Annotated in this window: 13 protein-coding genes; 8 read left to right on the top strand and 5 right to left on the bottom strand. The window is 71.1% G+C overall.

What is annotated here, in order from left to right; genetic code table 11:
• Positions 1 to 40 precede the first annotated feature (40 nt).
• Positions 41 to 997 carry a TIGR03885 family FMN-dependent LLM class oxidoreductase gene (locus QSK32_RS14210; RefSeq protein WP_045739640.1) on the bottom strand — a complete coding sequence of 319 codons (957 nt, stop codon included), beginning with the start codon at positions 995 to 997 and terminating at the stop codon, positions 41 to 43.
• Positions 998 to 1,051: 54 nt separating this feature from the next.
• Positions 1,052 to 1,690: a GNAT family N-acetyltransferase gene (locus QSK32_RS14205; RefSeq protein WP_285472173.1), complete on the bottom strand. Its 639-nt coding sequence runs from the start codon at positions 1,688 to 1,690 to the stop codon at positions 1,052 to 1,054.
• 128 nt (positions 1,691 to 1,818) lie between these two features.
• Here QSK32_RS14205 and efeU point away from each other — a divergent pair, with 128 nt between their 5' ends.
• The 5 genes from efeU to QSK32_RS14180 all read left to right on the top strand — a co-directional run bounded on the left by efeU (position 1,819) and on the right by QSK32_RS14180 (position 6,045).
• Positions 1,819 to 2,661: an iron uptake transporter permease EfeU gene (gene efeU / locus QSK32_RS14200; protein ID WP_285472172.1), complete on the top strand. Its 843-nt coding sequence runs from the start codon at positions 1,819 to 1,821 to the stop codon at positions 2,659 to 2,661.
• Between the two features lie 7 nt (positions 2,662 to 2,668).
• Positions 2,669 to 3,799, top strand: a complete 1,131-nt coding sequence (efeO, locus tag QSK32_RS14195) for an iron uptake system protein EfeO (RefSeq protein ID WP_285472171.1) — start codon at positions 2,669 to 2,671, stop codon at positions 3,797 to 3,799.
• A gap of 13 nt (positions 3,800 to 3,812) precedes the next feature.
• Positions 3,813 to 5,078 carry an iron uptake transporter deferrochelatase/peroxidase subunit gene (efeB, locus tag QSK32_RS14190; protein WP_285472170.1) on the top strand — a complete coding sequence of 422 codons (1,266 nt, stop codon included), beginning with the start codon at positions 3,813 to 3,815 and terminating at the stop codon, positions 5,076 to 5,078.
• Positions 5,079 to 5,251: 173 nt separating this feature from the next.
• On the top strand, positions 5,252 to 5,659 hold the full coding sequence (locus QSK32_RS14185; protein ID WP_285472169.1) for a MerR family transcriptional regulator: 408 nt from the start codon (positions 5,252 to 5,254) through the stop codon (positions 5,657 to 5,659).
• Positions 5,660 to 5,712: 53 nt separating this feature from the next.
• Positions 5,713 to 6,045, top strand: a complete 333-nt coding sequence (locus tag QSK32_RS14180) for a hypothetical protein (RefSeq protein ID WP_045739644.1) — start codon at positions 5,713 to 5,715, stop codon at positions 6,043 to 6,045.
• Between the two features lie 151 nt (positions 6,046 to 6,196).
• Here the strand turns inward: QSK32_RS14180 and QSK32_RS14175 are convergent, their stop codons facing one another.
• Positions 6,197 to 6,583: a BlaI/MecI/CopY family transcriptional regulator gene (locus QSK32_RS14175; protein ID WP_285472168.1), complete on the bottom strand. Its 387-nt coding sequence runs from the start codon at positions 6,581 to 6,583 to the stop codon at positions 6,197 to 6,199.
• Between the two features lie 128 nt (positions 6,584 to 6,711).
• Between QSK32_RS14175 and QSK32_RS14170 the strand changes: the two genes are divergently transcribed.
• The 3 genes from QSK32_RS14170 (at position 6,712) to QSK32_RS14160 (ending at position 8,969) form a co-directional block, all read left to right on the top strand.
• On the top strand, positions 6,712 to 7,617 hold the full coding sequence (locus QSK32_RS14170; protein WP_285472167.1) for a M48 family metalloprotease: 906 nt from the start codon (positions 6,712 to 6,714) through the stop codon (positions 7,615 to 7,617).
• Between the two features lie 94 nt (positions 7,618 to 7,711).
• Positions 7,712 to 8,365 (top strand): PadR family transcriptional regulator, encoded by a 654-nt coding sequence (locus QSK32_RS14165; RefSeq protein ID WP_285472166.1) that lies wholly within the window; start codon positions 7,712 to 7,714, stop codon positions 8,363 to 8,365.
• Positions 8,352 to 8,969, top strand: a complete 618-nt coding sequence (locus QSK32_RS14160; RefSeq protein ID WP_052720047.1) for an HAAS signaling domain-containing protein — start codon at positions 8,352 to 8,354, stop codon at positions 8,967 to 8,969. Before QSK32_RS14165 ends, QSK32_RS14160 begins: the two co-directional genes overlap by 14 nt.
• Positions 8,970 to 9,027: 58 nt before the next feature.
• On the opposite strand, the gene QSK32_RS14155 is transcribed toward QSK32_RS14160, so the two are convergent.
• Positions 9,028 to 9,807, bottom strand: a complete 780-nt coding sequence (locus QSK32_RS14155; RefSeq protein WP_045739646.1) for an ATP-binding protein — start codon at positions 9,805 to 9,807, stop codon at positions 9,028 to 9,030.
• 46 nt (positions 9,808 to 9,853) lie between these two features.
• Positions 9,854 to 12,004 carry an MMPL family transporter gene (locus tag QSK32_RS14150; protein WP_285472165.1) on the bottom strand — a complete coding sequence of 717 codons (2,151 nt, stop codon included), beginning with the start codon at positions 12,002 to 12,004 and terminating at the stop codon, positions 9,854 to 9,856.

Below are 12,004 nucleotides of genomic sequence, written 5' to 3'. Positions count from 1 at the left end.
TCCTGCTGGTCGCGACCCGAGGCAGGCTGGGGCTGCCGGCTCAGCGCAGCCGGGGCAGGACCTTGGCGCCGAAGGTCTCGATGAACGGGCCGAGGTCCTGGCCGACATGGTGCAGATAGATCCGCTCGAAGCCGAGGTCGGCGTACCCGCGAAGCAGCTCGATGTGCCGTTCGAGGTCGGCGGAGATGTTCACTACCTCACCGATCTGATCGATGCCGACCCGCTCGGACACCACGTCGAACTCCTCGGCGGTGGCGGTGTCCCAGCAGACCGGCGGCGGGAAGATGTTGCTGCGCCACTGGTCCAGCGCGATCTCCTCGGCCTCTGCCTGGGTCGGCGCCCAGCTCAGGTGGACCTGCAGGCAGACCGGCCCGCGGCCGCCGGCGTCCCGGTATGCCGCGATCATCTCGCGCAGCCGGTCCTCCGGGGCGTTGACCGTGACCAGGCCGTCCGCCCACTCGGCGCACCAGCGGGCGGTGGCCGGGCTGACCGCGGCGCCGATGAGCGGCGGCGGGGTGTCCGGCCGGGTCCACACCCGGGCCCGGTCCACGGTGACCAGGCCGTCGCGCGACACCTCGTGGCCGTCGAGCAGTTCCCGGATCACGTCGACGCATTCGCGCAGGCGGGCGCTGCGGACGTCCTTACGCGGCCACGGGTCGCCGGTGATGTGCTCGTTGCTGAACTCGCCCGTGCCCAGGGCGGCCCAGAACCGTCCCGGATACATCGAGCTGAGCGTGCCGATCGCCTGCGCGATGATCGCCGGGTGGTACCGCTGGCCCGGAGCGTTCACCACCCCGAACGACAGGTTGGTGGCCTGCAGCGCGGCGCCGAGCCAGGACCAGGCGAAACCCGACTCGCCCTGGCGTTCGCTCCACGGCGAGAAGTGGTCGGAGCACATGGCGGCGTCGAAACCGGCGCGTTCGGCGGCGATCACCGCCTTGAGGAGGTCGCCGGGCGGGATCTGTTCGTGCGAGGCGTGGATGCCGTACTCGGTCATGTCCTATCTGGTACCCACTCCGGCGCTTCCTGTCACCGCACCGTCCGCGGAGACTCAGGCGGGATCCTCCGGGACGTGGGCGGCCGCGATCGGTCCGTGGTCGGACCAGCCGAGGGTGCGGTAGAGACTGCGGCCCTCATCGGTGGCGACCAGTACTCCGGTGGTGATGCCGTGGTCGAGCGCATGGGTGGCGAGCGCGCCCATGACGACGCGGCCGAGTCCCCGGCGGCGGTGCCGGGGTTCGGTCACCACCTTGTCGATCACCGCGATGTCGCCGGTGGGGCCGTATTGGGCGGTTGCCGCGAGGTCACCGGCATGGTCGTGCACGGTGGCGATCACGACCGGGCCGTGCAGGGCGGTCCGCAGGGTGTAGGGCGCCGGCGGCTCGGCGGCCTTCGCGGTGAGGCTGGTGCTCATCAGATAGCAGGTCTCGGTCATCTGCCACACGTCCGGCAGGGCGGCCCGTAACGCCTCGTCAGTGTCGGCGATCTTGATCCAGGTGCCCGGCTCGGCGGCGGTTCTGCCGAGGTGGGCCGCCGTCGCGGTCTCGCCGGACCGGAGCACGTACCGGATCCGGTGGCCGGGGAGTCCCACCCGCGCACGAAGACCGCCCGTGACCTCCTCGGGCTCGGGGACCTCCCGGGACACGGCCCAGCCTCGTACCCACGACATGACGAACTCATCCATGGCCATGGAGTGATCTTCCACCATCGTCAAGGGTGAGGCGCGTCGCTGGAGGTGGGTGGTGAGTTGACTTCTACAACGCAATAAAAGAAAGTGGGGGCGGCCTTGTTAGGTTTGCCTTACCTTAGGAGTGGTCGGTGGCCGCTATCTACCTGATCGGTCTCCGCGAAGGCCTCGAGATCACCCTGGTCGTGTCGATCCTGGTCGCGTTCCTGGTCCGAAGCGGGCGGAAACCGTTGCTGCGCCTGGTCTGGGCCGGCGTCGCGATCGCCGCGGCGCTGTCGATCGGAGCCGCCGTCCTGCTGCAGGTCGGCGTCGCCCGGCTGTCGTTCACGCAGCAGGAGCTGTTCGAGGCCATAGCGTCGTTCGTCGCCGTCGGCTTCGTCACGTGGATGATCTTCTGGATGCGGCGGATGGCCCGGCACATCGGGGCTGAACTGCGCGGACGGCTCGAGGGTGCGATCCAGGTCGGACCGGTCGCCGTCGCCGGGGTCGCGTTCCTCGCGGTCATCCGCGAAGGCCTCGAGACCGCGATCCTGTTCTACGCCGCCGCCCAGGGCGCCGCCGACAGCACCCGGCCGATCATCGGGGTCACGCTCGGGCTGCTCACGGCGGTCGCCCTCGGCTGGCTGCTCTACCTCAGCGCCGTCCGCATCGACCTCGGACGCTTCTTCACCTGGACCGGGGCACTGCTCGTGCTGGTCGCCGCCGGGATCACCAAGTACGGCGTCCACGATCTGCAGGAGTCCGGCGTCCTGCCCGGACTCGACGACCTGGCCTTCGACGTGAGCGCCGCGTTCCCGCCCGACACGTGGTACGCCGAACTGCTCCGCGGAATGGTCAACTTCACCCCCGCTCCGACGGTGCTGGAGACCGTGGCCTGGCTCGCGTACGGCATCCCCGTTCTCGTCCTCTTCCTGAACCCGGCGGGCAGGCCCGCGTCGCGGCTCGAGAAGAACACCCCCGAACCCGCGTCCTAGGAGAACCATGCGCACCGCACGGATACTGACCGCCGCCACCGCGGCCGCCCTGCTGCTCACCGCCTGCGGCGACAACGACGGCGGCACCACCGGCGACGAGGATGCCGCCATCGCCGTGTCCGCCTCGGACACCGCCTGCGACGTCGCCGAGGGCGAGTCGGCGGCGGGCACGGTCACCTTCACCATCGCCAACAAGGGCAGCAAGGTCACCGAGTTCTACGTGTACGCCGACGGCGACCGGGTGATGGGCGAGGTGGAGAACATCGCCCCCGGTCTGTCCCGGGAACTGATCGTCGAGCTGGCCGCGGGCACGTACGAGACCGCCTGCAAGCCGGGCATGATCGGCAAGGGGATCCGCAACGGGTTCACCGTCACCGGCTCCAGCGCGCCGCTCACCGAGGACGCCAAGCTCGCCCAGGCCACCACCGACTACCAGCGGTACGTGAAGAGCCAGACCGGCGCGCTGATCGACAAGACCACCGAGTTCGTGACCGCGGTCAAGGCCGGCAAGGTGGACGAGGCGAAGGCGCTGTTCCCGGTCGCCCGGACGTACTGGGAGCGCATCGAGCCGGTCGCTGAGATCTTCGGCGACCTGGACCCGGCGATCGACGGCAGGGAGGGCGACCAGGAGGAGGGCCAGGAGTTCACCGGTTTCCACCGGATCGAGAAGGACCTCTGGACCACCGGCGACATCAGCCAGGACGGGCCGGTCGCCGACAAGCTGCTCGTCGACGTCCAGAAGATCGTCGACCTGGCGAACAGCACCACGCTCTCCCCGCTGCAGCTGGCCAACGGGGCGAAGGAACTGCTCGACGAGGTCGCCACCGGCAAGATCACCGGTGAGGAGGACCGCTACTCGCACACCGACCTGTGGGACTTCGCGGCCAACGTGGAGGGTTCGCAGGCCGCCGTGTCGGCGCTGCGCCCGGCGCTCGAGGAGAAGGACGCCGCGCTGGTCACCACGCTCGACGAGCGGTTCGCGTCGGTCGAGGCAGCCCTGGAGAAGCACCGCGACGGCGACGGCTGGAAACTGCACACCGCTCTGACCGAAGCCGATCTGAAGACACTCAGCGACGAGATCAACGCCCTGGCCGAGCCGATCAGCAGGATCGCCGCGCTGGTGGCGTCCGGCAAATAGGGGACACATCAGCATGCAACGCCGGAAGGTGATCGGGCTGGCGGGCGTCGGCGCGGCGGGTGTCGCCGCCGGTGCCCTCGCCCTGAGCAGCGACGACCCGGGCCGCGGTGCCGGTGGTGCCGGCGCCGGTGGTGACGGGTCGAGGGGGAACGCCGCCGCGGACGCGATCTCGTTCTGGGGTGACCGCCAGGCCGGCATCGTCACGTCCGCTCAGGACCGGCTGCACTTCATGGCCTTCGACGTGATCACCGACGACCGGGCAGCGCTGGTCGGCATGCTGGAGGCGTGGACGGCCGCCGCCGCCCGGATGACCGCCGGCCTCGACGCGGGCACCCGCGGCGCGGTCGGCGGCATCCCGGAGGCGCCGCCGGACGACACCGGCGAGGCGCTGGGGCTGCCCGCGTCGGGGCTCACCCTGACGATCGGATTCGGTCCCGGGCTGTTCCGCGATGCGACCGGCAAGGACCGGTTCGGCATCGCGGACCGGCGGCCCGAGGCGCTCGCCGACCTGCCCGCGTTCCCCGGCGACGCCCTCGACGCGAAGATCTCCGGCGGTGACATCTGCGTGCAGGCGTGCGCGCACGATCCGCAGGTCGCGGTCCACGCGATCCGCAACCTGGCCCGGCTCGGCATGGGCGTGGTGAGCGTGCGGTGGTCGCAGCTCGGCTTCGGCCGCACCTCCTCCACGTCGACCAGCCAGGACACGCCCCGCAACCTGTTCGGCTTCAAGGACGGCACCGCCAACCTGAAGGCCGAGGAGACCGCGCTGCTCGACGAACACCTGTGGGTCCGCGACGGTGACGGGCCGGACTGGATGACCGGCGGGTCGTACCTGGTGACCCGGAAGATCCGCATGATCATCGAGACGTGGGACCGGACACCGCTCGGCGAGCAGGAGACCATTTTCGGACGAGCCAAGGGTTCCGGGGCGCCGCTGACCGGGACCGCCGAGTTCGACGAGCCCGACCTGACCGGCGACCGCATCGACGTCGGCGCGCACGTGCGGCTCGCCCACCCGACGGTCAACGGCGGGGCGCGGCTGCTGCGGCGCGGCTACAACTACGTCGACGGGTCGGACGGGCTCGGGCGACTCGATGCGGGACTGTTCTTCATCGCCTACCAGCGGGACCCGCGAAAACAGTTCGTTCCGGTACAGACCCGGCTGTCCCGGCACGATCTGCTCAACGAGTACATCCGGCACGTCTCCAGCGGCGTCTTCGCCTGCCCACCCGGCCTGCTCGCCGCCGACGACCACTGGGGGCGGTCACTGCTCGCCTGACTCCCACGGCGGGTCGTGGAGTGGGCGCCGGCTCTGGTCGTCGCGGTGTTCACGGAGGCGCGCCCGGATGAGGCGGTCATCACCCGGCCGGTTCTCGCTGCGGTTGTGCCGGCTGCGCTTTCACGACGCGAGCCATGATGGGACGGCACCTCACCAACGGAAAGGTCGCACCCGTGGAAGCATCAGCGCTCTCCGTCGGCGCGCTGGCTGATGCCACCGGCGTCAGCACGCGCTCCCTTCGCTATTACGAGGAGCAGGGGCTGCTGGTGCCCGATCGCAACTCCGCTGGGCACCGCCGATACTCCTCGCGTTCCGTGGACTGTGTGCGGTTCATCCAGAGCCTCTACGCCGCCGGAATCCCGAGCACTCTGATCCGCGAGATCGCTCGCGACTGGGATCGTCCCGGCGGCATGGCGAGGATCGAGGTGGTCCTGGCGGCTCGCCACGCTGAACTACTCGCCGGCATCTCGGCCCAACAGGCGGCCGTGAGTCACCTCAAGGAGACGATGAGCATCGTGCGCGCTCGTCGCGACGCCGGCGAATCGGCGCCGACCAAGGGCTTGCACTTCACACCAGCGTGAACTCCTAGGTTCATGAGTGCCCCACTTCGAGGGCGGGAACAAGGAGGAATCAGATGAAGAGCTACATGCTCGCCCAACTTCAGCTCAAGTACGGTTTTGCGAACCTGGCCCGCTACGACGCGGCGATGACGACAGTCCGGGGATTGTTCGAGTCGCAGGGCATCATGCTGGTCGCCGGAGCCGTGACGCAGGTGGGGCCGCTCTACGAGAGCTGGAACCTGTGGTCCGTCGACGACCAGGGTCACCTCGAGCGTGCTCTCGCGCAGATGGCGCTCGACGACCCCGAGACGCAGGCCGCGCTCGGTGAGCTCAACGACACCGTCGTTCACGAGCAGACCCGGTTTCTCGGGTCGCTCGGCTTCGCGGCAGACCACGAGACCGCGTAGTTCTCCTCGCGTTCGGTCGGGACTGGGAACAGCGGTTCGGCATCGGGACCCTGATCAGCCGGGACCCTGATCAGCCGGGACCCTGATCAGCCGGGACCCTGATCAGCCGGGACCCTGATCAGCCCGCCCACCGCGGCGCGCCGACAAGCGGTCACGGGGCGTCGGGTTCTCGAAGCAGGTCGCGAAGGACGCGCTCGTCCGAATCGGTCAGCGTGCTCACGAAGCGGCGCAGCACCGACGCGCGGTCGGCCTCCACCGCCAGCAGGCGGCTCATCCGATCGGCCACCAGTCCCGCCGGATCGCTCAGGGCGCCGTACCGGAACGCTCGACCGTCCCGGCTCCGGGTGACCGAGCCCTTCTCGTGCAGGCGGGTGAGCGTGGTGACCACCGTGCTGTAGGACAATGACCCGGTCGGGTCCACGATGTCACGGACCTCACCGGGGGTCAGCGGGCCGGACGCGGCGCCGAGCACGGTCACGATCTCGGTCTCCAGTTGACCGGGGCGTCGCCGTCGGCCCGGCGGCTGTGCGGTGCTCACCACCCGACTGTATCGATCGGCGACGGTGCCCGCTGCGGCCCGGCCCGGTCGGATCGGCGAGGCCGCCGCGCCGGGCGGGGGTGCCGCCGGCCGGGAGTGCGGCCGGTGCGAGGAGGGCGGGCGGGGCGATGTTCGATCACTTCGTCTGGTCGGTTCTCGTGGTACCCCCGATGATCGTCGTGGTGGTGCGTCTCGTGGTCGACCGGCTCGCCCCGGGGCGTGCGGCGGTGGCGGTGGTGTGGTCGGCGGTGACGGTCGCGGTGGCGAGCACGATCAATCTGGTGTTGCTGTCCGCGCACGCGCTTGCGGAGATTCCGGCGGTGGGGCGTGGATTCGGGTGGTCGGCCCGGGTGGTTGCGGACGACACCGCCTACGTCGCCTGGGTGCCGTGGCTCAGCGTGGGATTGACGGTGGCGGCCGCGGTGTCGGTGACGATGCGGGTACGCCGGCATCGGCAGGTCCTCGCCCTGGCGCCGCCGGGACCGGGTGGCCTGGTCATGGTCGACGAGGCGGATGCGCGGGCGTTCGCCGTTCCCGGGGAGCCGGGGCACGTGGTGGTGACCACCGGGATGCGGGACGCCCTCAGCGGACCGCAGTTCCGGGCGCTGCTCGCCCACGAGAACGCGCATCTGGAAGGCCGGCATCACCGGCTGGTCCGGGCGGCCGAGGTGGCGGTGGCCGCGCATCCGGCACTGTGGTGGGTGGGGCGGCACGTGGACTACCTGATCGAGCGGGCGGCGGACGAACGCGCGGCGGAACAGGTGGGGGACCGGCGGCTCGTCGCCCATGCGATCGGGGCGGCCGCACTCGCGGGTGCAGGCGGAAGAGCCGATGGAGGGGCGGGGCTGCATCTTGCGGACCGGCCCGGCGTGGTGCCGCGGCGGGTGGCCAGGTTGCTGCGGCCGGAGCCGGCCCGGGTGCGGCGAGGACTGTACGCCCTGCCGGTAGCGGTGGCGGCGGCTTCCGTGGTGTGGACCGGTGAGGCGGCCTGGGACCTGGTCGAGTTGTTGATCCGCGCCTGCCGCGCCGTCTGAGGTCGCTCACTCCGGCGGCCGTCGGAGGCTGTTCTTCATTGATCGTCGGCCACCTGCTCTGGCTCTATATTGCAGTGCAAGGTACCTTGTTGGCGTGAGTGACGACGCGACACTGACCACGGCACTGCGCCGGGGGACGATCGAGTTCTGTGTGCTCGCGCTGCTCGACAGGCGTGAGCTCTACGGGGTCGAGCTGGTGCGACAGCTCGGCGAGACGCTCGGGATGCCCACCAGCGAGGGCACCATGTATCCACTGCTCTCCCGGCTGCGACGCCACGGCCGGATCGCCACCACCTGGCGGGAGGCTCCAGCCGGTCCGCCCCGGCGCTACTACACGTTGACCCCGGACGGGGAGGCGGCGCTGTCCCGGTTCCGGGCGGAGTGGGTCGTCTTCCGGGCCGGCGTCGACCGGGCGCTGGGCATCGAAGTGGTTCCGGCCACCGAGGGCGGAGTCGTCGGGGCGGCGACGGGCCCGGCGCGGGGTGCCGCATCAGCCCCGATGGGTGCGATGGAAGCCACCGGTGTGGCGAAGGGTGCCGCACCCGTGGTGGTGGCCTCGGAGCGGCGAGCGCTGGGAGTCGCACCCGTCCGGACCGTCGGCGGAGACGGGCATGCCGGACGAGGGGGCGCCGCCGGGACGGGTTCCGGCAAGCCGGACGGCGACGCGACGAATGACGACAAGACACCGGACTCGGTGCGGGTGACGAGCGGGACTACCGAGGGAGCGGGAGACGATGACCGAGACTGATCACCTCATCGAGGGTTATCTGGCGCGGGTCGAGTTGGCTGCGGCGGGGCTGCCGGTGGTTCGGCGGCAGGAGTTGTTGCGCGATCTGCGGGAACACATCGAGATCGCGCGGGCCGAGTCCGAGGACGGTTCGGGGGCGGCCACCGTGGCCATCCTGGACCGGCTCGGCGAGCCGCGGGACATCGCGGCGGCGGCCGAGGCCCAGGACACCGGCCGTCTGGCGGCCATCGCGGCGATCGCGGCGGGATCCGGCTACGAGGGATCCGAGGCCGCCGGGCGGGGCTCCGACGCGGCATTCGGCCCGGCGCCCATGACTCACGGCCCGGCGCCGGTGATGCCCGCGAAACGCGGTGGCCTTCCCGGCTGGGGCTGGGGGCTCGTCGGCGGCGGGGTGCTGGTCGTGCTGTTCCTGCTGTGCGGCGCCTTCGCGTTCACTGGTGCGGAGGTCAACCGGCCGGTCCCCGCGACCACGGCCTACCTGCCGGGCGGGGAGGCCGAGCCGGTGGAGGAGGCGCCGACCACTACAGAGCCGACCACGACAGCACCGGCCACGGACCCGGCCACCGTGCAACCGACGACCACGGGACCGACGCCCGCAGAGTAGACCCGGCGCCGAAGGCCCCGCCGTCCCCGGGAGCAGTGGCTGCTCCCGGGGGCTGCTTTTACGCGTACCCCACAGGGCTCTGGATCGTGGCCCAGACGAGCTTGCCGCCGGGCACCGGCATCGCGCCCCACGCCGCCGCGGCAGCCTGGATGATCTGGAGTCCGCGGCCGCCGGACGGTCCGGGCCGGACGCCGGTGCGGGGCAGTTCGCGGCTGGCGTCGGCCACCGACAGACGCAGGCCGGAGCCGCGGCGGGTGATCGCGACGCGGGCCGGTCCGGTGGTGTGTTCGACCGCGTTGGAGACCAGTTCGGAGATCACCAGGCGGGCCGGGGCGAGCAGGTCCGGAAGCCCCCAACCGGTGCACGCCTGTTCGGCGAGCCGGCGGGCCAGGCCGGGAGCGGACCGGTCGTTGGTGAGGCGGTCGCTGATCCGGGGGACCGCCGGCAGGCGCTCCTCCAGTGCGCGCCGCGCCTCGTCGACGCTGCCGCGGGTGACCAGCGCGGGACGCAGATGCGCCGCGAGGGACATGCCGGGCGGGACGGCGAGGGCGAGCGGCACCGGCGGGTCCAGGGCTCCGGCGCGTCGTCGGGCGGCGACCCAGGTCGGGACGCCGCGGCCGGTCGGGTCGTCGAGGGATGTGAGGTCGAGCAGCAGTCCGGCGGGCTGCCCGATCAGGCATCGTCGCAGGGTCACCGAGGTCTGCCGGCGCAGGGCCGCACTCCAGCGACCGTGCACCGAGACGACGGTGATGTCCGCGTGGAGATCGCCCTGCACGGCGACGGTGCCCGTCGCGGCCATGGCGTCGTGGGCGAAGAGGAACGGTGGGTGTACCTCCATACCCGACAGTGTCCCCCATGGCCTCGCGGACGTGAAAGTTGCACTTTTAGTACCGCGCCGAGGAGGAGATCTCGTCCGCTTTCGGTACGGTTTCGGGGTCTTCCGCGGAGCCTTCGACGTCCACGTTCGGAAGCAGACGGTTCAGCCGGCGAGGCAGCCACCATGCGGACCGGCCCAGCATCGAGAGGACGGCGGGCACGATCGTCATGCGTACCAGGAAGGCATCGACGGCGACGCCGAAGGCAAGCCCGAAACCGAGCATCTTGATGATCGGATCGTCGGCCATGATGAAACCGGCGAAGACGCTGATCATGATGAGGGCCGCGGCGGTGACCACCCGCGCGCCGTGGCTCATGCCGGTGACGATCGCCGCGTCGGGCTCCGCGCCGTGCACGAACTCCTCCCGGGTCCGGGTCACCAGGAACACCTCGTAGTCCATGGCCAGGCCGAACAGGATGCCGATCAGGAAGATCGGCATGATGCTGATCAGCGGCCCGGTGCTGTCCACGCCGAGCAGACCGGCCAGGTGGCCCTGCTGGAAGACGAAGACCATCGCGCCGAGGGCGGCAGCCACGCTGAGCAGGAATCCGGCGGTCGCCTTCAACGGCACCAGCAGACTGCGGAACACCAGCATGAGCAGGACGAAGGCAAGACCGACCACGATCATCAGGTACGGGACCAGAGCATCGGTGAGTGTCTGTGAAACGTCGATGTTCACCGCGGTGGCGCCGGTGACCGCGATGCTCGCACCGGAGACCGTCGCCGCGTGGTCCCGGATGTCCTGCACCAGGTCCTCGGTGGCCTCGCTGGTCGGCGCGCTCGCCGGGATCACGGTGAGCATCGCGGTGTCCCCGGCCGCGTTCACCGTCGGCGGGGTGACCAGGGCGACGTCGTCGAGTTTCGCGATCACCCGCTGGGCCTGCGCGGCGGAGTCCTGTGCCGCGCCGGCGCCGGCCGACACCACGACGATCAGCGGACCGTTGAAGCCCGGCCCGAAACCCTCGGCGAGCTGGTCGTAGGCCTTGCGCTGGGTGGAGTCCACCGCCGCGGTGCCGTCGTCGGGCAGGGAGAGCCGCAGGTCGGTGGCGGGCAGCGCGATCACCGTGAGGAGGGCGAGCGAGCCGACCAGGACGAGCCACCGGTGCCGCAACACGATCCGGGCCCAGCGCTCACCGAACGGAACAGTCCTCCTCTTCAGGGTACGAGGCAGAATCCGGTCACCCGCGAATCCCAGGATCGCCGGGACCAGAGTGAGCGTGACCAGCACAGCGATCGCCACGGTGCCGGCCGCGGCGACCCCCATCGCGGTCAGGAACGGGATGCCGGTGACGGCGAGCGCGGCCAGTGCGATGACCACGGTCAGGCCGGCGAACACCACGGCCGACCCGGCGGTCCGGTTCGCCCGCCCGGCGGCCTCCTCCCCGTCGCCGTCGCGCTGCAGTTCGTGGCGGTACCGGGAGACGACGAACAGGGCGTAGTCGATGCCGACCGCGAGACCGAGCATGGTGGCCAGCGCCGACGTGGAGCCGGACAGGTCGAGGAAACCGGTGGCGATCTGGATGGCGAACATGCCGGCGCCCACCCCGACCAGCGCGGTCAGCAACGGCAGGCCGGCCGCGACCAGGGAACCGAACGTGAGCAGCAGGACCAGGGCGGCGAACGCGATGCCGACGGCCTCACTGGTGTGGTTCTGCTCGGCGGCCGCGGTGACCGCACCGGAGTACTCGACGCCGACCCCGGCGTCGCGGGCACCGTCCCCGGCGGCCATCAGCGCGTCACGGGCCTCGTCGGTCACGTCCGCGGCGGCCACGTCGTAGGTGACGGTTGCGTACGCGGTCCGCAGATCCGCCGCCACCGTCTGCGCCTCGAAGGGGTCGGCCACCGCCGCCACCTGCGGCGACGCCTCCAGGGTGGCGATCACCCGTTCGACCGCGGCCTTGGTGGCGGTGCCGGTGAGGTCGGTGTCCGCGGTGAAGACGACAGTGGCGGTGGCGTTGCCGGAACCGCCGAACTTCTCCGCCATCACCTCCAGGGCCTGTGTCGACTCGGCACCCGGGATGGAGAACGTGTCGTCGGTCGGCCCGGCGAGGGTGAGCGCGCCGATGCCGAACAGGGCCAGCACGGTGACCCAGGCGGCCAGGGTGAGCCGGCGGCGCCGGTACGAGAACCGGCCGAGCCGGTACAGGAGTGATGCCAT

Origin of the sequence: Actinoplanes sp. NBRC 101535 (genome assembly GCF_030269225.1) — a bacterium.
In the GTDB taxonomy this organism is placed as follows: Bacteria; Actinomycetota; Actinomycetes; order Mycobacteriales; family Micromonosporaceae; genus Actinoplanes; species Actinoplanes rectilineatus.
Note: the sequence above shows the minus strand (reverse complement) of the source record. Positions and strands in the feature narration are given on the sequence as shown.